This window comes from Microbacterium rhizosphaerae (genome assembly GCF_034120055.1).
In the GTDB taxonomy this organism is placed as follows: domain Bacteria; phylum Actinomycetota; class Actinomycetes; order Actinomycetales; family Microbacteriaceae; genus Microbacterium; species Microbacterium rhizosphaerae.
In genome coordinates this window covers 3,468,451-3,488,069 of the sequence record NZ_CP139368.1, presented here as the reverse complement: position 1 = coordinate 3,488,069, position 19,619 = coordinate 3,468,451, and the positions used below count along the sequence as shown (strand labels likewise).

The following is a 19,619-nucleotide window of genomic DNA, read 5'->3' as shown; positions in this document are numbered from 1 at the left end:
CGCCATTATGCGCGCGATCGGGCTCCGCGGAACCCGTCGGCACGCGGCCGGTCAGGCAACGCTCAGGGGATCCCCGCCGCATCCGGAGCACGTGGACCGGTGCACGCTCAGCCTGCCCACAGAACCCTCCCACGTAGACTGGGGTCGTGCCCGCCGATCGCCTCCATCTCGTGCGTCATGGGGAGGTCCACAACCCCGACCGCGTGCTCTACGGGCGACTCGCCGAGTTCCGGCTGAGCGTCGAGGGACGACGGATGGCCCGGCAGACGGCCGACTACATGAAGAGCCTCGAGCGCCCTGTCGGAGCTCTCGTCTGCTCGCCGCTGCAGCGTACCCGGGAGTCCATGGAGCCCTTCGTCGAGATCTTCGGCATCGAGCCCGTCGTCGACGACCGGGTGATCGAGCCCACCAACGTCTTCGAGGGCAAGCGCATGAAGCTCGCCGTCGCGAACCCGCTCAACTGGCATCACCTCCTGCGGCCGTCCGTCCCGAGCTGGGGCGAGCCGTACGCCGAAGTCGTCGCCCGCATGCGCGCGGCGATGGCGGATGCGTGGACCCGCACCCGTCACGGCGACGTGATCGTCGTCTCCCATCAGCTGCCCATCTGGATCACCCACCTCGCCATCGCCGGCGAGCCGCTCAAGCACAATCCCGCGAAGAGGCGGTGCGCGCTCTCGAGCGTCACGAGTTTCGAAGGCGGTCCCGACCACTGGGTCGAGGTCGGCTACGCAGAACCCGCGGTCACCGCGGGTGCCGTGGATGTGGGGGCGGTATGAGCAGGTTCGGGTCACGCAGGGCGAGGGTCGCGGCATCCGCCGCGCTCGCCCTCCTGCTGGTCGGCGGTCTGGCCGCGTGCACGTCCGACAACCCGCTCGCGGCCCAGTACAAGAGCGGCGACAACAAGGGCTATGTGGCCGGCGACTTCCAGACGAAGGAGATCGCACCGGCGGACCGCGGGGCGCCCGTCGTCTTCGCCGGCACCACCGACGAGGGCAAGAGGGTCTCCAGCGGCGACTACAGCGGCGACGTGCTGGTCGTCAACTTCTGGTACGCCGCGTGCGGCCCGTGCCGCGCGGAGGCGCCGCGTCTCGACAAGGCGCTCACGGAGCTGAGCGGCAAGAGGGTGTCGTTCCTCGGCGTCAACACGCGCGATCAGGCCGCGACCTCCGCGTCGTTCGCGAAGACCTACAAGGTCGCGTACCCGAGCATCATCGCGGTGGATGACGGCCAGGTGAAGTTCGACTTCTCCCAGGCGACGCCGCTCAGCGCGACGCCGACGACGATCGTGCTCGACAAGCACGGGCGCGTGGCCGCCCGTATCATCGGCGAGCTTCCGGATCCGTCGATCCTGACGTCGATCGTGAGCACGGTCCTCACGGAGAATTCGTGAACATCAGCGGCCTCATCGCCGATGGGGCCCTGTGGCTCGCCCTGCCGATCGCGCTCGCGGCGGGCCTGCTCTCGTTCCTCTCGCCGTGCGTGCTGCCCCTCGTTCCGGGGTACCTGGGCTACATCGGCGGCGCAGTCCAGACCCGCCCCTCGACAGGCTCGGGGACCATGGACGCGGCGACCGAGACGGGGATGCCTGCGCGCCGGCGTCTGCTGCTCGGCGTGCTGCTGTTCATCGCCGGGTTCACGGTCGTGTTCGTCTCGATGACGATCCTGGGTGGGACGGTCGGCCAGTTCCTCCAGCTGTACTCGGACATCATCACGCGCATCCTCGGCGTCGCCGTGATCGTGCTCGGCCTCGTGTTCATCGGCCTGTTCGGGTTCGCGCAGCGGACGGTCCACCCGCAGGTGCGGGGCGAGATCGGCCTCGTCGGCGCCCCGCTGCTCGGCCTCGCGCTCGGCATCGGCTGGACCCCCTGCATCGGCCCCACACTGGGCGCCATCATGGCCCTCTCGTGGAACGCGGCCGACCCGCTGCGCGGTGCGCTCCTCGGTCTCGCCTACTCGCTGGGGCTCGGCATCCCGTTCGTCCTCATCGCGCTCGGATTCGGGTGGGCGACCCGCTCGCTGACCTTCCTGCGCCGTCACATCCGCGCAGTCAACCTCATCGGGGGTGCGCTTCTGGTCGCCCTCGGCGTACTGATGGTGACCGGCGTGTGGACCGCGTTCATGTCTCAACTGCAAGGGGTGATCGGCAGTGTCCCGCTTCCGCTCTGACGAGCCGTCGACGAGCTCGGGCGCCGACTCCGACCCGCTCCGGCCGTCCGACGCGATCGACGGCATCGAGATCGACGACTCGGTGACCTCCCCGAAGCTCGGCTTCGCGGGGTGGATGCGGTGGGGCTGGCGTCAGCTCACGAGCATGCGCACCGCGCTCGTGCTGCTGCTCCTGCTCGCCATCGCCGCGGTGCCCGGATCGATCGTGCCGCAGCGCAGCGCCGACCCGAACGGCGTCGTGCAGTGGAAGCAGGACAACCCCACGCTCTTCCCGATCCTCGACCACATGCAGATGTTCGACGTGTACACGTCGGCCTGGTTCTCGGCGATCTACATCCTGCTGTTCATTTCGCTCATCGGGTGCGTGATCCCGCGCACTCGGCACCACTGGCAGGCTCTGCGCGCACGGCCGCCGCGCACGCCGGCGCGCCTCTCGCGGCTGGCCGATCACCGCGAGGAGGTCGTCGACCTCGCACCGGGAACGGATGCCGCGATCGCCGCCGAGCATGCGATCGACGTCGCGCAGCAGCAGCTGCGGCGCGCCGGCTACCGGGTCGAGCGCTACGACGGCCGGGGCGTGTTCTCGGTCTCGGCCGAGCGCGGCTACCTGCGCGAGACCGGCAACCTCGTGTTCCATGCATCCCTCGTCGGCGTGCTGCTGGCCGTCGGCATCGGGGGCGGACTCACGTACACCGGCCAGCGCGTCGTGGTCGAGGGACAGACCTTCGTCGACGCACTCACCGACTTCGACTCGTTCAACCCGGGACGCTTCGTCAACTCGGACACGCTGATCCCCTACACGCTGTCGCTCAAGAAGTTCGACGTCACGTACCAGCCGTACGGCAAGCCCGGATCGGGGCAGGCCGGCGACTTCGTCGCCCACGTCACGACCCAGATGGAGGGCGGCCAGCCGCACAGCGACGAGGTGCGCGTGAACCACCCCCTCGAGCTCGCGGGCGACCGCGTCTACCTGCTCGGAAACGGCTATGCCCCGACCGTGACGGTGCGCAACGCGAAGGGCGACATCGTCTTCCACGACTCGATCCCGTTCCTGCCGCAGGACGCGAACCTGACGTCGCTCGGCGTCATCAAGATCCCGGACGGTCTGCCCGAGCAGCTCGGGCTCGTGGGCTTCTTCTACCCGACGAGCGTCAAGATGAGCACCGGGGCGTTCACGTCGGCCTATCCCGCGCTCGTGAATCCGGTGCTGACCCTCAACGTGTACGGCGGCGACCTCGGCATCGACAACGGCACGCCCCGCTCGGTCTACGCACTCGACCAGACCGGCATGACGCAGCTGACCGGCGGGAAGACCGGCGTCGACTCGATCGAGCTCGAGCCCGGCAAGACGGCATCGCTGCCGAAGGGGATGGGCACGATCACGTTCGACGACATGTCGCCCGCGGGCTCGAGCGACGGCAGCCAGTCGGTGAAGCGCTTCGTGTCGCTGTCGATCCACCACGACGCCGCAGGACCCTGGGTGCTGCTGTTCGCCGCCTTCGCGGTCGCGGGGCTCGTGGTCGCCCTGTTCGTGCCGCGCCGGCGCATGTGGGTGAAGGCCCGGCCGGATGCAGCAGCCGTGCGGCTCGAGTATGCGGGGCTCGCACGCGGCGAGGACCCGACTCTCGGCGCGGCCGTCGACACCGTCGCGGACAGGCACGCCGAGGCGCTGCGCGCCGAGGCGGCGGGGACGATCGCCACCGCCTCCGGAGCCCCGGAAAACCGGGCGTAGACTGACCTCATGCCCTCGCTCGACTCGATCTCGATCCTGCTCGTCTGGACGGCCGTCGCGATCTACGCCCTCGCCTTCATCGCATACGCGATCGATCTGTCGAAGCGCTCGGCGCTCGCGATCGAGGCGAAGGATGCGGCGGAGCGCGAGGCTGCCCGGGAACTCGTCGCCGCGGGCGCCGCCGGCGGTTCGACGACCGCCTCCGGGGACGCGGCATCCGTCATGCGCGCCGAGGAGCGCGCCGCGGAGAAGGAGCTGCACGCGCCCATCGCGGAGCGCTCGCGGCCGGTCTGGGCCCGCATCGCCACGTCGCTGGTCGTCCTGGGCCTGCTCTTCCACATCGGCGCCGATGTCACTCGCGGCATCGCCGCGGGACGCGTCCCGTGGTCGAACATGTACGAGTTCTCGCTCACGGGGACGATGCTGATCGTCTTCGTGTATCTGATCGTGCTGATCCGCTACGACCTGCGATTCCTCGGCGCTTTCATCACGGGTCTGGTCGTGCTGCTCATGGGCGGCGCGATGGTCGGCTTCTACGTGCCGATCACCCCGCTGATGGACCCGCTCAAGAGCGTGTGGCTCGTCATCCACGTGTTCGTCGCATCGCTGTCGACGGCCCTGTTCGCGATCGCGTTCGGCCTGTCGGTCGCGCAGCTCATGCAGGCGCGGCGGGAGCGCAAGATCATCGAGGAGTCCGCGGCCGGACCGGACGCGAAGCCGGTCAAGACGGGCCCGGGCTTCCTCCGCACCCTGCCCGGGGCGGACGCGCTCGAATCGCTCGCCTACCGTTTCGCGATCATCGGCTTCATCGGCTGGACCTTCACGCTCATCGCCGGATCGATCTGGGCGAATGACGCGTGGGGTCGGTACTGGGGCTTCGACACCAAGGAAGTGTGGACCTTCGTCATCTGGGTGCTGTACGCGGGCTACATCCACGCCCGTGCCACCCGGGGCTGGCGGGGCACCCGATCGGCCTGGCTGTCGATCGTCGGCTTCGCCGCCGTCATGTTCAACTTCACCATTGTTAACATGTTCTTCAAGGGCCTGCACGTCTACAGCGGCCTGCAGTAAATCCCCGGTCAGAGCCCGTATGCCGGGTTCGGCATGTCGCTCTTTCCTGAGTGTTCACCCAGATCCGCTGATGAAAGCCCTTGACGTCCGCGTGACGCGCGGGCTACCTTCGGCCTCGGATCGTTCCGCTCATCCGTCCGCTGGGGGTATGAGCAGACGCCGACCGTGAAGCTTGGGGGAGCTGACCTGGTCAGATGCTTCTCGCGTCGTCGTACGGATTTTCGGATTCTCGTACCGACGGGTGAGGAACTTTGAACGCTGGGACCGTGTGGGGACGCGGCCGTGGGACGGGGTGGTTCGCCGCCGTGACCATGGTCACGTCGGTGGCGCTCGCCGTGACGGCGATGGCGCCCAACACCGCGACGATTCTCGGCGCGACCCCCGTCAGCGCGCAGGCCGCACCCGCGGCCGCGCAGCCGGACCTCTCGCTTCCGGCCGCCGATGCGGCTCCGCACGGCGCTCCCGTCGGCGATGTCGTCGGCGAGGCCGCCTTCCTGGACGTCCACCCGTTCGACGTCGGCTCGGACCCGTCGGCCGCGCCGACCGATCCCACGGCGCCCAGCGATCCGACGATCGTGACGAGCGACCCCGCACCGACTCCGACCGACCCCGCTCCGGCTCCCACCGACCCGGCTCCCGCTCCGTCGGACCCGGCTCCCGCGCCCGCCCCTGCTCCGTCGGACCCGGCTCCTGCGCCCGCTCCGGCCGACCCCGGACCGGCTCCCGTCGACTCGAGCGCACCGGCGCCGGCGGCTCCCGCGCCCGCGCCGTGGGTCATCCAGATGACCTCCGCGAACGCGACGCTCGTCGTCCACGCGGACGGCACGGCGACGTTCGACGGCGAGACCCGGAACCTCGTCGATGTGACGCGCATCGACGTCGTGGGCACCGGCGGCGATGACACCCTCACGATCGTGTTCGAGGGCGCAGCGCCGGCGATCGCGATCTCGTTCGACGGTGCCGACGGCTTCGACACCCTGAAGACGCAGGGAGGCTCGGGCCTGTCGTCCCAGCCGGCCGACGGACACTCGGGAGTCCTCAACATCGGCGCGACGGCGATCACGTACGCCAACATCGAGCCCATCACGGACACGGGCAGCGGCGGCGACGTCGAGTTCACCCTCAGCGACAGCGATGACAACGCGGTGCTCGAGGCGGACGGCGCGCAGCTGCGGCTGCGCTCCACCGACGCGAGCCCCACGTTCGAGCAGACGTCGTTCAACGGCCCGACGGCGGCCGGAACACACCTGCGCCTGCTCGGCGGCAAGGGCCACGACAAGCTCACGATCACGACGAACGTGACCCTCGCGCTGGCGGCGCTCTTCGCCTCCTTCGAGGAGATCACCGTCGCCCCGGGCATCACGATCGCCGCAAGCGCCATCGACCTCGAGGCCGCCGAGGACATCACCGGGGCCCCGTCGCTGACGTGCCTGGCGTCGCTGGTCACGCACTGCGCGGTCGCCACCATCGAGGTCACGGGCTCGACGCTCACCGCCGATTCGGTCACGTTGAATGCCGCGGCATCCGTCACTCCCGACGCCGGCCACGCGACTGCCTACGCCGTGAACGTCACATCGAACGCCAGCGTTCACGCGGGCACAGGCACCGTGATCACCGCGACCAACGGGGACGCGACTCTGACGGCGTCCTCGACGGTCGGAAAGTTCGTTCTGAACAAGAAGTACGGCGATCTCGCCATCGTCGACTCGGAGGCCTCGGCACTCGTCGACGGGAACGCGGTCATCACCTCGAGCGGTGCGACGACCGTATCGGCGACCTCGACGGTGGATGCCGAGGCGAACGTCGGATCCGACAGCAGCAAGGATGAAGGCGGCTCGACCGGGGGCAACACCAGCGCGAGCAGCTTCGACGCCGCCGTCGCCATCGTCACCGTCACCGCGGGGGCCCTCGCCACGCTGGCCGGCACGGCCCGCATCGCAGCGGGTGGGGCACTGTCGATCCTCGCGACGAACACCGCGACCCTCATCGGGATGGCGGATGCGAAGGACGCGACGAGCGGTGCCGGCATCGCGGTGCTGCACCTCGACCAGACGACGACCGCCGCGGTCGACAGCACCAGCACGACGGCGACCACCGGGTCGTCCGTCGCCGTGACCGCGACCCAGTCGTCGACGATCACGCCGGGCGCCACTGCCGGCAAGGGCGGTGCGACGCAGAACGAGAAGGACGCGAACGACCCGAGCCGTGCCAACGGGCAGGCGAACACGTCCGACGGATCGATCGGCGTAGCCGGCGCGCTCGCCGTCGCGGTCCTCACGGCCACCACGATCGCCCGCATCGTCGGCGCCCTCATCTCGAGCGCCGGGGCCGTGCAGATCCACGCGGCCGGCACCAACACCGTCGCGACGACCGCCGACGGCGGGACGACCGACGGCACCGGTGGCAGCACCGGGTTCGGGCTCGGCATCGGCATCGCGATCAACATCATCTCGGCCCTCACGCAGGCCTTCGCGCAAGCGGCCGACATCGCCGCGACCGGCGGCGTCGACATCTCGGCATCCAACCCCGCGACCGGGGACTCGACCTACAACGCCACCGCCACCTCCGGCAAGAAGGGCTCGGGAACCGTCACGATCGCCGGGTCCCTCGCCGTCAACAAGATCGACTCGACCACGCAGGCCTACCTGCGCGGCACCGGCCAGTACCACGGCAAGAACGTCGCCCTCAGTGCACGCGGCAGCTCCAAGAGCCACGCGTCGGCCACGGCCAAGTCGGATGGCACCGGTGCTGTCGGCGCGGGCGCATCCGTCGCCCTGACGCTGGTGACGACGCTGGTCGACGCCGATGTCGACGCGGACGCGGCGCCGGCGGGCATCGCTGCACTGACCCTCACCGCGACCGGCGCCGACGAGGCCACCACCGAGACGACGGGTGGCGCCGACGGCGGCACCACCGCGACGCTCACGGGCGTCGCGAGCATCGCCATCCACAACGTCAAGACCACGGCATCCGTCCTCTCCGGAGCCACCGCGCTGACGCTCGGCGGCGGACTGACCGCCCACGCCGACCAGACGGCGAAGGCGACGACCACGGCCAAGGGCGCGACGACCGCTGGTTCGGGTGCGACGCTCGCCGCGACGATCTCGTTCGCGCTGACCTCCGCCGACCACGAATCCGACTCGTCGCTCAACCGCGACGTCACCGCCGGCGGCGACATCTCGATGCGCGCCGACGGCACCTCGACGACCTCGACGACCGCCGAGGCGAGTGCCCAGGGCGCGCCGGACACGAACGGCGACACGACGGGCAAGGACGCGAACACGAAGTCCGACGACAAGCTCAAGAACGCGTCGAGCAAGACGAAGGGCGGCGCGGGCGGCGGCACGGACACGCCCAAGGCGCAGGACGAGAGCGGAGCGACTCTCTCGGTCGCCGCTGCGATCGCGTTCGACCTGGTGAAGTCCTGGACGACGGCCATCGTCGCCGACGGCGCGCACATCGTGACGACGGGCGCTCTGCTGCTGACGACGACGAACAACACGGATGCCTCGTCCTCCGCGAAGGGCACGGCGACGAACTCGACGTCGATCGGCATCGGCGCGGCGCTCGCGGTCACGAAGGTCATGCTGCGCAACCTCGCCGAGGTGGGCATCGGAGCCTCGGTGCAGGCCCATGCGCTGACCCTCAGCGCGACGGTCAAGACCGTCGGGGCCGACGACGCGCACGCGTTCCAGGCGACGGCGGAGGCGGGCGCCGGCAACACCGGCGGCACCCTCGGCCTCGCGGGCGCGTTCGCCCTCGACATCGTCGATGAGCAGACTCGCGCTGACCTGCGTTCCGACCCGGCCGTGGGGCCCGCACCGATCCCGCCGGGCGTCGCGATCGCCGGCGGTGGCGCGGTGTCGATGACCGCCCAGTCCAAGAGCGGCGGCAAGGCCTCCGGCAAGGCGACCCAGGACGGCGACGCGACCGTCGGGATCGGCGCATCCTTCGCCCTCACCCTGGTGACGCAGATCGTGTACGCCGGGATCCAGCAGGTCGCCGACCCGACGCGCGGGCCCCCGCTCACCGGAGCCGGTGCAGTGAGCCTCACGGCGACGCAGGTCGTCACGCTCACGACGGAGGCCACCGCCGGAGGCAAGTCCGGATCCGTCACGATCGTTCCCGCGGTCGCCATCACCCTTGCCACCCTCCACTCGAGCGCGTCGATCGGCGCAGCCGCCTCCGCGCTCACCGCCGCGAGCGTCACCGCCACGGCCTCCCAGACCGTCACCGCGACCACCACGGCAGAAGGCTCGGCGACCGTCGGCGACACCGCCGGATTCGGCATCTCGCTCGCCCTGGCCGTCCTCGACGACATCGTCGCCGACTCCGGCAGCGCGCGGAGCATCACCGCCACCGGGGCCGTCGCCTTCCAGGCCGACCAGGCCGTGAAGGTCGAGACCACCGCCAAGGCCGCCGCGAAGGGCGCCGACAAGTCCGAGGGCAAGGACGCCGGCGGCAAGGATGTCAACAAGAAGGCGGACGACAACCTCTCGAAGGCCTCCAGCCAGAAGCAGTCCGAGACCGGCACCGGATCGAGCACGTCGTCGACGCCGAAGGCGGCCACGAACGACAACGGCGGCGCATCCCTCTCGATCGCCGGCGCCATCGCGATCAACGTGGTCGCCACCACCTCGAAGGCATGGCTGGCAGACGGCATCACGATCACGTCGGGCGACGTGGTCACCCTGAAGTCGCAGGCGAACACGGATGCCACGGCCACCGCCCGCGGCGACTCGGCGACGAAGGCGTCCGTGGGCATCGGCGCGGGCGTCGCGGTGCAGAAGGTCACCATCGTCAACCGGGCGACGACCGGGGCGAGCACGATCAACGCCGCAGGTCTCGCGGTCATCGCCACCATGAAGACGACCGACGACAGCGATGTGGTGCGCCACTGGACGGGCTCCGACTGGGAGATCGTCGAGTCCGGCGAGCAGCTGCCCGGACCGTCGAAGGACGACATCTACTTCGTCAAGACGACCGACGGGTCCGATCACAACGGAACCTACACCTTCGACGGCTCCAGCTGGACGATCCAGGACGACGCGGCTCTCCAGGGCACCGTCGACGAGTTGCCCGCCGACGCGGCGACGGACGGCTACTACCTGCTGACCTTCGCCAAGGACGGCCACCCGGCCGGCAGCGTCTGGAAGAAGGCGGGCTCCACGTGGACGTTCGTCACCAAGTTCACGGCTGAGACGAAGTCCGAGCTGCCGACCGACGAGATCGCCGAGAACACGTGGTTCCACCTCACCACCGCGGACGGCTCGAACGTGGTCGGGTTCTACAAGCGCAACGGCAGCCACCAGTGGGTCGTCCAGCCCGGGGCCACCGTCGTCGCCACCGACACGTATCCGGCCTCGCCGACGACGGACGAGCTGATCCGGTTCCCGGAGCACGAGATCGTCGCCACGGCGTACGCGGGCTCGAGCGACGCGACGAGCGTCGGCGTCGCGGGCGCCCTGGCGCTCAACATCCTGAGCAACACGACCGAGGCGCTCGTGCCCAACGGCGCCCACGTCACGCTCACCGGCGCCGGCGGCAAGGGCGCCGAGGTCACGGCGCGCAGCATCGAGTACGACTCGGCCACCGCGACCGCCTCGGCCAAGGTCGGCAACGCGGTGGGGGTCGGCGCATCCTTCGCCCTGCAGGTCATCGACGGCAGCAGCGTCCGCGCCGAGATCGCCGACGGCGCAGCCTTCACCGGCGGGGCGGGGCTCACGGTGCAGGCGTGGGGTCAGCGCGAGATGGCGACCACCGCGAAGGGCGGCACGGCATCCAGCGGATCCGTCGCCATCACCCCCGTCGTGCCGCTCGTCGTCAGCGTCGACGACACTGTGACCGCGCGCATCGGCACAGGCGCCGCGCTCTCGAACACCGGTGAGGTCAAGGTCACTGCAGACCACCAGCTGCGCGTCAAGACCACCGGCGACGCCAAGGCCGCGGGCAAGAAGGCCGCGATCGGCGTCGACCTCGCCGTCAACGTGATCATCGGCTGGGCGACCCTCGCCGAGATCGCCCGTTCGGTCACGGGCACCGCGGTCTCGGTGATCGCGACCTCGCTCACGCACACCGAAGCCACGTCGACGGCGAGCGCGTCGGGCGCCGACGAAGGCGGCAAGTCGGGCGACAAGGAGTCGAAGGACCAGGTCACCGGTTCCGACAACAAGAACCCCAACACGCAGGGCACGGGTGGCGCGACGTCGGGGATGCCGTCGTCCAACGGCGGCACGAACGGCTCCAACGGCGCCAACGGTGCGAGTTCGACCTCCGGCAGCCAGTCGGGCACCGGCAGCGGCTCGACGGGCGTCGCCGCCGCCGTCGCGGTGAACTGGCTTTCCGCGACGAGCACGGCGCGCATCGCCGCCGGCACCACCGTGATCGCCACGACGGGCACCGTCGTGGTCCGCAGCTCGTGGGATGCCACGGCCAACGCCTTCTCGATGGGCTCGGCCATCAACCTGAAGTCGGACAGCGCCCAAGTCGGCGCCGCGATCGGCCTCAACGTCCAAGACCTCACGAACCTCGCGCAGGTCGGCGCCGGTGCGCACATCACCGGTCAGACCGGCATCACTGTCGAGGCCACACAGCCCGCGGCGGGGACCGGAAAGTGCGACGCCGCCGATACCCTGCAGTGCGGCACCTACGTCGTCTGGGGCTTCGCCGCGGGCGGTGGCAAGAGCACGGCCTTCGCGGGCAGTGCAGCCGTGCAGATCCTGCTGCTGAAGACGTACGCGCAGGTGGATGCGGGAGCCGTCCTTTCCGCGCCCGCCGGCGGCATCACGATCAACGCGCAGCGGTACTTCGGCATCCAGGCGCTCGCGATCGCCGGAGCGCTCTCGACCAACGACGGCGCCGCCATCGGCGGATCGTTCGTCGTGAACTACTTCGAGATCACGACGTCGGCATCGTTGGGCGCGAACGCCGCCGCAGATGCCTCGGGCGCGATCGCCCTGACGGCGAACACGAAGCTGATCCCGCTCGTCCCGAAGGTTCCGAAGCCGCTCGACGGCAAGGTCGACTGGCTCAAGCTCTCGAACGTGGCGCTCGCAGGCGGTGCCAGCAGCGGTGGCGTCGCGGTCACCGGTGCGTTCATCATCAACATCCTCAACGTGACGACCCGGGCATGGATCGGCGACGGCGCCCAGGTGAACCAGGTGGTCGCGGTCGGCGGCTCGGGTCAGACGGTCGCCGCCAAGGCCTCGGACGACCTCCGGCTCGTGGATGTGGGCGGCTCGCTGTCGCTCAGCAAGAGCTCTGCCAGCGTCGGCATCACCGTCGTGGTGGAGGTGTCGAACTCCGATGTCCGCGCGTGGATCGGTGACAACGCCGCCGTCCGCGCGGGCGGTGCGGTCACCGTCGAGGCGACCTCGGCCGAGGACTGGCTGGTCCTCGCCATCGCGGGCGGCGCGAGCGCAGGCTCCGTCGCCGCCACAGGCGCCGTGCTCGTCTTCGTCGCCGGTCAGGGGGGCTCCGGACCGAAGACGAGCGCGCGCATCGGCGACTCCGTCGTCGACGTAGCCGGCGATGTGACCGTGCACGCGAAGAAGACCGTGACGGCCAAGCTCTCGAGCGGCAACCTCGCGATCTCGACCAGCAGCGCCGGTGTCGGCGCCTCGGTCACCGTGGCCGTCCGCGACACGGTCGTGACGGCATCCATCGCCGACGGCGCCGACGTGCGCGCCGGCGGCGACCTGACCGTCAACGCCGAGCAGACCGGCGACTACCTGCTGCTCGCGGTCGGCGGGGCGGGCGGCGACTCCGCAGGGGTCGGCGGCTCGGTCACGGTCGATGTGCTCACCGACACCACCACCGCATCCATCGGGGCCAACGCCAAGGTCAACTGCGCGGGGGTCTCGTGCACGAACTCGCCCGCCGGCCTGACGCAGGACGTGATCGTCCTGGCCTCCGACCACACGACCGTACTCGCACTCGCCGGCATCCTCGCGATCGGCGGCACGGCGGGTGTCGGCGTGGGCGTCGATGTCGAGGTCATCCACAAGACGACATCCGCCTCCATCGGCGCGGGCACCACGGTGCGCGCGAACGGCGACGTCGTCGTGCAGGCGATCTCGAGCGACGACATCAAGAGCATCTCGGTGGGCGGGGCCTTCGGCGGCACCGCCGCGGTCACCGTCAACGTCACCGTGCCCGCCGTCACCATCACCACGACCGCGACGATCGGCAGCGGTGCCGACGTGCGGGCCGGCGGCAACGTGATCGTCTCGGCGGACGAAGCCATGACCCTGTACTCGATCGCGGGCAACATCTCGGTGGGCGGTACCGGAGCCGTCGGCGCGGGCGTCGCCGTCCCGGTCGTCACGAAGACCACCACGGCGCTCATCGACGCGAACGCCAGGATCACGGCGCTCGCCCTCGCGGGCCACATCAGCCACTCGGTCGTCAACGCAGGCACCTACGCCACGAACGGCGTCGACATCCGCTTCGATCCGCGCGGCCGGCTGGGCGGCTGGCCCACGCCGTACCCGACGAGCCCGCTCGACCCGATCAACGGCACCGGCCTCGAGGCGGACCACACGATCCTCAACCTCGGCTACAACCACGGCTTCAAGAACGGCCAGCAGGTCCTCTACGACGCCGGCGGCGGCGCGGCGATCGGCAACCTGACCGACGGAGGCACCTACTACGTCTTCGTGGTGTCGCCGACCGAGATCCGCCTGTGCTCGGGCCTGGACCCCCCGATCGCGCCGAACTACGACGAGCCCCAGTGCCAGGGCGGCTACATCACGATGTTCCTGCCGGCCGGCGCGAAGATGGGCGAGAACCAGCGGTTCGTCTCGACCACCGACCCCGGCGTCAAGGCCGACCAGAGCCCGCGTTTCACCGCGGAGCACGCGGTCAGCGTCGCCGGCGACTACCTCGTCCTCCCGTACGTCCTGTACAAGGACGACGGCACCACCCCCATGACCCTCCACAACGGCGACCCCGTCGTCTACAGCGCCGGTGGAGGCGCCCCGATCGGCGGACTCGTCGACGGCCAGACGTACTACCTGTTCACGCCGGGCAACGTGAACGGCATCGTGGATCTGAACCACGTGCAGCTCGTGAAGACCAAGTGCGAGGCGACGGGCAAGGCCAGCGACTGCAACACCGCGAGCGACATCCCGCAGGCGTCGAACCCCATCGACTTCACCTCGACCGGCAGCGGCCGCTCCCAGAGCCTCGTGCCCTCGGGCATGCTCCCCGCCGGCCCCGCCGCCGACCTCGGCCCGCAGACCATCAGCGCGCCCACGCGTCCCGGGTTCACGGGCGTCGCGGTCACGGCATCCAACTCCGACTACCTCGGCTCGATCGGCATCGCCGCGGGCGGCAGCGGAACTTTCGCCGTGAGCATCTCCGGCGCGATCGCGGTCGTCACCGTCCACACCTCCGCGACCGTCGGCGCCGGCGCGAAGATCAACTGCGGCGACGTCGCGTGCACGACGAACGACGCGGCCGCCGCGACGACCCAGTCGGTGCTGGTCTCGGCCGTCAACAACTTCCGCACCCTCGGGATCGCGGCATCCATCGCCGTCAGCGGCAGCGCCGGCGTCGGAGCATCCGCCACGGTGCGGGTCGTGGAGCTGCACACCGACGCGACGATCGCGGCCAACGCGATCGTCAATGCGGCGGACGACATCGAGATCCACGCAGACGCGCTCGACTCGGTCATCTCCGTCAACGCGGCGGCCGGCGGCGGAACGGTCGGCGTGGCCGGCACGGTCGGCGTCAGCGTCATCCACGAGTACACGAACGCCACGACCGGCAACGGCGTGACGCTGCGCGCGGGGAACAACATCGGCGTCTTCGCCCACTCCGACTCGAAGCTCATCCTCATCACCGCTTCGATCGCCGCCGGCTACGTCGGCGTCGGCGTCGGCGTGGGCGTCGCCGTCGTCGACAAGACGACGGATGCGCACCTCGGCCAGAACAACGTCGTCATCGTCCTCGCGAACGGGGCCGGGCTCTCCGGCGTCGACAGCGGCACGATCTCGGGCAGCGGCTTCCCGCAGGGCACCGGTCGCGGACTCATCGTGCAGTCGGACAGCCACGAGAAGCTGTTCGGCCTCGTCGCAGGCGTCGGCGCCGGGTTCGTGGGCGTCACGGTCAACGTCGGCGTCAACATCTTCACGGTGACCACCAGGGCGTTCATCGACCTCGGTACGACGGTCAACCGCGACGACCACGGCACGCCGCTCGTGACGGGCGACGACACGATCGTCGCGGGCGTCAACAGCGCGCAGGACGTCATCGTGACGGCCACCGACCGGTTCGAGTCGCTCACCTTCGCGGGCGGGGTCGCGGGCGGCTTCGTCGGCGCGGCGGGCGGCGTGGACATCGGCGTGGCATCCATCACCGCCAACGCGTACCTCGCGGTCGGCACGGATGTGTGGGCCGGACACGACGTGTCGGTGACCGCGCTCGGCATCAAGAACGTGCAGTCCTACGCGGTGTCGGTCGGCGGCGGGTTCGTGGGTGCCGCGGGCGCCGTCTCGGTGTGGTCCATCGGCACCGCACCGACGTCGTCGTACTCGTCGGATGCGACGGGTCCCCAGCGCGGAGCCTGGAGCCCGACGGAGCACTACTCGACCGGCGATGTCGTCACCACGCCGGGCGGACACACCTGGATCGCCAAGCAGAACTCCACCGGCGTGGCGCCGGTCGAGGGCGCCACCTGGCACGAGGACCACCCGCAGACGGCCACGGACGGCGGCGGCAGCGACAGCGGCCAGCAGGTCGCCGACGACACGGCATCGGGCGGCGGCACCCAGGGCTGGAAGTCCGCCCTGGGCGGCGCCCCGACCGACACCTCGACCGCGTTCGTGCTGCACGGCGCCTACGCCGCCAACGCCTATGTCACCTTCGGCGGCCACCACTACCGCGCACTCGTCGCGATCGCCGACGCCGACCAGACGCCGAACCTCGACACCAGCCGGTGGCAAAACGCCGACGACGACTACCGCTTCCGCGTGACGTCGGGTGCCTCGCAGTCGAACTCGACGGTGGGCGGCTCCTACGGCGACAGCAGCGCGGTCTCGCAGCAGTTCACCCAGCCGGCCCCCCCGGCGGGCATCACCTCCGGCATCTACGGCCGGGTGCACGCCAACCAGGGCGTGGCCGTCACCGCGCGCGAGAGCGTGGACGTCTTCGTCATCGCGGGGGCGGTCGCAGGCGGCGCCGGGGCGATCGGCGTCGGCGTCGCGATCCTCAACGTCAAGGGCAACGTGGATGCCGGCATCTACGGCACGGCGTACGTGTCGGCCGGCGCGGGCGGCGTGAGCGTCGTCGCAGACCTCGACGAGACGATCACGATCATCGCGGTCACGGGCTCCGTCGGAGCCGTCGCGATCGGCGGGCAGATCCTCTTCCTGACCGACACCAGCGCCACGAAGGCGCACATCGACGGCGGTGCGGCGGTCGCGAAGGCCACCGGCGGCATCACGGTGACGGCCGATTCGAACAAGACGGTGTCGGGCTACGCGATCGGCATCACGATCGCCCTCGGCGGCGCGGGTGCGGCCGTCTCGGTCATCGACATCTCGGGCGACACGCTGGCGACGATCGGATCGGTGCCGCTCGGCGCCGAGGGCGCGATCGGCGCGATCACCGTGACCGCGACCGACCACTTCACGCCGACGTCATGGGCCATCGGCGTGGTCGGCGGCGTCGGTGTCGGCATCAGCGGCGTCGTCGCCATCATCAGCTACACCGGCACGACCCGCGCGGCATCGTTCACCACCGGCGGGGGAGTGCTCACCGGCGGTGTGACGGTCAAGGCCGTCGGCGACCGCAAGCCGATCGCACCGGTGACTGTCAACGCGACCAGCGGCATCGGCGCGGCCGGCGTCACGTACAACTCGGCCACGAGCGACCGCGACACCGAGGCCGAGCTGGGCGGCTCCGTCAACACGAGCGGCGCTGTCCTCGTCCAGGCCGACGCGCACAACGTGGTCGACGCCGAGACGATCGGCGTCTCGCTGGCGGGCCTCGGCATCCAGGCGATGATCGCCGTCGCGACGGTCTCGGGTCACACCACGGCGACGATCTCCGGCATCGTGTCCGGCTCGACCTCGATCACCGTCGACGCCGTGGCCGAGAACCGCACGAATGCCAACGTGATCGTGGTCGGGGTGTCCGCCGTCGGCGCGAACGTCGCCTTCGCGAAGGCCGAGATCGCGGCCGGCGCCGACATCGTCGCCGCCGTGACGAACACGGCCTCTCTGACGAGTTCCGGCTCCATCAACGTCACGGCGCGCATGAGCGGCGCCAACCAGCGCAACGAGGCGATCGCCCACGGCGAGAACGTCGGAGCGGCGCTCTTCGGCACCGCGGCCATCTTCGCGGCGCAGGCTCTCATCTCGGGAGCCACCAAGGCGCAGCTCGACGGCAACGTCACGTCGTCGGCATCCGTCTCGGTCACCGCGAACGGCGCGAACGACGCGAAGGCCGACCTCGTCGTGGTCGCAGCCGCAGGCCTCGCCGGTATCGCGGTCAGCATCGCCGACGCCGAGGTGCGGTCGGGCGCCGTCGTCTCGGCCACGTCGTCCGACGCGGACAACAACCAGAGCATCTCGAGCAGCGGCAAGATCCAGTTCACCGCCACCTCGACGAACACGGCGACGACCACGACCGGCATGGGTGCGGGCGGAGCGCTCTTCGGCGTGAGCGTCGCCGTGCCGTCCGCTCTGGTGGCGGGCGCCACGACGGCGAGCGTCGAGGGCAACCTGACCGCAGGTGCCGCCGGCGTCGAGGTCGGCGCGACGAGCCGCAACACGGCGACCGTCGACATCATCATCGTGTCGATCGGCGGCCTCGGTGCCGCTGCCGTGAACATCGCCGACGCCCAGATCACCTCCTCGGCCACCACGCAGGCGCTGGTGCTCTCGAACTCGTCGGTCTCGGCACCCGGCGGTGCCGTCGACATCCACGCGACGGCCACCAATGTCGCCGAGGCATCCGCCACGTCGCTCGCCGTCGGCGGGCTGAGCGTCAGCGCCCAGAAGAGCCTCGTGACGATCGCCGGCTCCACCAAGGCGTCCTTCGGCGGCAGCATCCCGTCGACGCCCACGAAGACCGCGAGCCTGTCGGTCACCGCGATCGCCAGCAACGACGGGCTCACCGACACGAAGGTCGTCTCCGCCGGGCTCGTGGGCTCCGTCACCGTCGTGGTGTCGCAGGCCACCGTCTCGAGCGACACCGATGCCGTCATCGAGTCGACCGCGAACACCGCGCTCTCCGGCGCCGTCAGCATCGACGCGCACCTCGTCAACGGCGCGCGCGGCGGCTACCAGAACGTCGCGGAGGGGAAGATCCGCGGCGGCGGCGTCTCGCTCGGCGGATCCTTCGCCCTCATGAGCGTCACGGCCACCGTGTCCGGAGCGGTGCGCGCGAAGCTCAACGGCTCCGTGACGTCGGCATCGTCGTTCACCATCAACGCCGACGCGCACATGGATGCCCTGGCCACGAGCGACTTCGCGAGCTTCGGCGGCGTGGCGATGACCGGCACCGAGACGCTCGCCACCGTCAGCGGCGACACCATCGCCGGCGGTGACTCGGGCAGCGCCGGCGGCAGCGGCTCCTTCACCGTGACCGCGGACTCGACCGACAACGCCACGGCGACCTCGGACGGCCCGACCATCGGCCTGCTCTCGGTCGACGTCAAGCTTCCGAGCGCCACCGTCTCGGGCGGCACCAAGGCGAACTACCTCGGCCAGGTGACGAGCGGCACGACAGCGTCGGCGACGTCGAACTCGCACAACACGGCGACCGCGGACGCATCCAAGATCATCGCGGTCGGCATCATCGCCGTCTCGGTCGCCTACGCGCTCGCCGTGGTCAACGCGGCCACGGAAGCCGCCCTCGGCGGCGCGACGGTGTCGGGGACGGTCTCGGTCAGCGCCACCTCGGACGACGACGCCACCGCCATGGCGGGCGGTGCATCCGGCGGGGCGCTCGGCGTCCAGCTGCTGCAGCCCGACGCCCGCTCGCAGGGCACCACGCGCGCCTTCGTCGGCAACGGCAAGACCGTGTCGGGCACCGGCCTGACGATCACCGCCATCGCAACGCCCGATGCCACGGCCACGGCCAAGATGGTGGGCCTCGCCGCGGTGGCGGACATCCTGATCACGAACCCGACCGCGACCGTCTCGGGCACCACGGAGGCCTACATCGGCTTCGACGAGACCGTCACCCTCGGCTCCGGGGCCGTGACCCTCACTGCCACCCGGACCGCCAACGCCGGTGTCACCGGCACCGCGGTGCAGGTCGCGCCCATCTCGCTGTCGGGCGTCACCCTCGAGGCCACCACGACCGGCACCATCGCGACCCACATCGACGACCGTGCGCACGTCACCGCCGGCTCGCTCTCGATGACGGCAGGCGGAACGAGCACGCCGACCGCCTCGAGCACCAACGTCGGGGTGTCGCTGCTCGGCGGGTCGCTCGTCTTCATCCACACGACCGACAACACCACCGTCGCCAGCTACGTCGGTCCGAGCGAAGGCAACGCCGCCGCCAACGCGAGCGACCCGGCCTACGTCGCGACGACCGGAGGCGGCATCACGATCGCCACCGACTACACCGCGCACGTGTACGCGGATGCCGTCGCCGCCGGCTTCGCCCTCCTCGCGAGCGGCTCCTACACGCA

Annotated in this window: 6 protein-coding genes (1 of these 6 running past the window's edge); all 6 read left to right on the top strand. The window is 70.5% G+C overall.

The window, feature by feature from the left end; genetic code table 11:
• Positions 1-146 precede the first annotated feature (146 nt).
• Positions 147-776 carry a histidine phosphatase family protein gene (locus SM116_RS15780; protein ID WP_320941919.1) on the top strand — a complete coding sequence of 210 codons (630 nt, stop codon included), beginning with the start codon at positions 147-149 and terminating at the stop codon, positions 774-776.
• Entirely contained in the window at positions 773-1,390 is a 618-nt protein-coding gene (locus tag SM116_RS15775; RefSeq protein ID WP_320941918.1) for a TlpA family protein disulfide reductase, read from the top strand. The genes SM116_RS15780 and SM116_RS15775 overlap by 4 nt, the downstream gene beginning before the upstream one ends.
• Positions 1,387-2,166, top strand: coding sequence for a cytochrome c biogenesis CcdA family protein (locus SM116_RS15770; RefSeq protein WP_320941917.1), 780 nt, complete (start codon positions 1,387-1,389; stop codon positions 2,164-2,166). The genes SM116_RS15775 and SM116_RS15770 overlap by 4 nt, the downstream gene beginning before the upstream one ends.
• The gene (resB, locus tag SM116_RS15765) at positions 2,147-3,898 is read left to right on the top strand and encodes a cytochrome c biogenesis protein ResB (protein WP_320941916.1); all 1,752 of its coding nucleotides are present in this window, start codon (positions 2,147-2,149) and stop codon (positions 3,896-3,898) included. Before SM116_RS15770 ends, resB begins: the two co-directional genes overlap by 20 nt.
• A 9-nt stretch (positions 3,899-3,907) precedes the next feature.
• Positions 3,908-4,969 (top strand): c-type cytochrome biogenesis protein CcsB, encoded by a 1,062-nt coding sequence (gene ccsB, locus SM116_RS15760; RefSeq protein WP_320941915.1) that lies wholly within the window; start codon positions 3,908-3,910, stop codon positions 4,967-4,969.
• Between the two features lie 266 nt (positions 4,970-5,235).
• A protein-coding gene (locus SM116_RS15755) for a hypothetical protein (RefSeq protein ID WP_320941914.1) crosses the window boundary here: on the top strand, positions 5,236-19,619 show its start. It continues 17,197 nt past the right edge of the window; only the first 14,384 of its 31,581 coding nucleotides appear in the window; its start codon is at positions 5,236-5,238; the stop codon falls past the right edge of the window.

What these genes read in the sequence shown, in the direction of transcription:
- ccsB (WP_320941915.1), top strand. Translation starts at nt 3,908, where the DNA reads ATGCCCTCGCTCGACTCGATCTCGATCCTGCTCGTCTGGACGGCCGTC.
- SM116_RS15775 (WP_320941918.1), top strand. Translation starts at nt 773, where the DNA reads ATGAGCAGGTTCGGGTCACGCAGGGCGAGGGTCGCGGCATCCGCCGCG.